This window comes from Phenylobacterium sp. (assembly GCF_037138395.1).
Classification (GTDB): Bacteria; Pseudomonadota; Alphaproteobacteria; order Caulobacterales; family Caulobacteraceae; genus Phenylobacterium.
In genome coordinates this window covers 1-1,694 of the sequence record NZ_JBAXIM010000264.1, presented here as the reverse complement: position 1 = coordinate 1,694, position 1,694 = coordinate 1, and the positions used below count along the sequence as shown (strand labels likewise).

Annotated in this window: 2 protein-coding genes; both read left to right on the top strand. The window is 65.4% G+C overall.

The features are described from left to right. On the top strand, positions 1 to 569 hold a 569-nt coding region (locus tag WCJ52_RS13070; protein WP_336903739.1), incomplete at its 5' end, for a penicillin-binding transpeptidase domain-containing protein. A gap of 48 nt (positions 570 to 617) precedes the next feature. Beyond that, positions 618 to 1,694, top strand: a protein-coding gene (gene prfB, locus WCJ52_RS13065) for a peptide chain release factor 2 (RefSeq protein WP_336903738.1) whose coding sequence is annotated in 2 segments (ribosomal slippage) — positions 618 to 686 and positions 688 to 1,694 — 1,076 coding nt annotated over the 2 segments. Because the reading frame shifts where the segments join, the coding sequence is not laid out codon by codon here. This gene is flagged as partial in the annotation.

Here is a 1,694-nt window from a genome sequence, read left to right as displayed (position 1 = left end):
GCTGCGACGCCGTCTTTACAGGGGCTGAGAGCCCGCGCATCGCCCCCGGGGGCGAGCAGGTGCTGGACCCCATCACCGCCTACCAGATCACCTCCATGCTGCAAGGAGTCGTCCAGCGCGGGACTGCGTCGGTGGTTTCCTCGCTCGGGCGCCCGATTGCCGGAAAGACCGGGACCACCAATAACTACCGGTCGGCCTGGTTCATCGGCTACACGCCGCAGATGGTCGTGGGCGTCTTTGTCGGGTTCGATGACAACCGCAGCCTGGGCGAGGGAGAGTCCGGCGGCAAGGCAGCGGTGCCGATCTTCATGGACTTCCTGAAGGGGGCGGCCAAGGACCTTCCAAAGACGGACTTCAAGGCCCCGCGCAACGCCAAGTTTGTAAACATTAACGGCATCCGCGAGGCCTTCCGCCCCGGTACAGAACCGAAGATCGTGGTGACACCGTCGGTGGTCAAGCCCGATGGGTTACCGGTGAGGCCTCTCACCTACGACGAGCTGAACCGCCGCTCTGGCGAAACGAAGCCAGCCCCGGTGCGCCGGCCAGACGAGATGAACGGATTGTATTAAGGGGACGTCCGCGCTAATCCCCCCGCCCGGGTTCGTAGGAGAAGTTCCATGCGAGTGGATGTCGAGGCTGCGAAGGCTGACATCGAGCAGACGATTGCTCTGCTCAGGAGGCGTCTTTGACTGGGATGTCGCGCTTCGTAAACTTCATGAGATGAACGCCCGGGTCGAGGACCCGACCCTCTGGGACCGTCCCGGCGAGGCCCAGGCGCTCAGTCGCGAGCGGTCCCGTCTGGCGGCCTCGATCGAAGCCGTGACCGGTCTCGAGCGGGACCTGGTCGACGCCGTGGGCTATGCCGAGATGGCCGACGAAGAGGACGATGAAGCTACCCTCGAAGAGGCGCGCACCCAGCTCAAATCCATCCGCGACCGGGCGGCCCGGGCTGAGCTTGAGGCCCTGCTGTCCGGCGAGGCCGACGGCAACGAGGCCTTCCTGGAAGTGAACTCCGGTGCGGGCGGCACGGAGTCCTGCGATTGGGCGGGCATGTTGCTTCGCATGTACACCCGCTGGGCCAACGCCCACGGCATGACCGTCGATTTCCTCGAGGAAACCTCCGGCGAACAGGTGGGGATCAAGTCGGCGACCATCCAAATCAAGGGGACCAATGCCTACGGCTGGCTGAAGACGGAGGCGGGGGTGCACCGGCTGGTGCGCATCTCGCCCTTCGACTCCGCCGCCAAGCGCCACACGAGCTTTGCTTCGGTCTGGGTTTATCCCGTGGTCGACGACACCATCGTCATCGACATCAATCCCGCAGACGTCAGGACCGACACCTACCGGGCCTCGGGGGCGGGCGGCCAGCACATCAACAAGACGGACTCCGCTGTGCGCCTTACCCACATCCCGACCGGCGTGGTCGTGGCTTGCCAGATGGGCCGGTCACAGCACCAGAACCGGGATGAGGCCTGGCGCATGCTCCGCGCGCGGCTCTACGAACTGGAGCTCCAGAGGCGGGAGGCCGAGGCCCAGGCCCTCCAGGACCAGAAGACCGACATCGGCTGGGGCCACCAGATCCGATCCTACGTCCTGCAGCCCTATCAGATGGTCAAGGACCTACGCACCCAGGTGGAGACCTCGGACACCCAGGGGGTGCTCGACGGCGACCTCGACACCTTCATGGGCGCGAG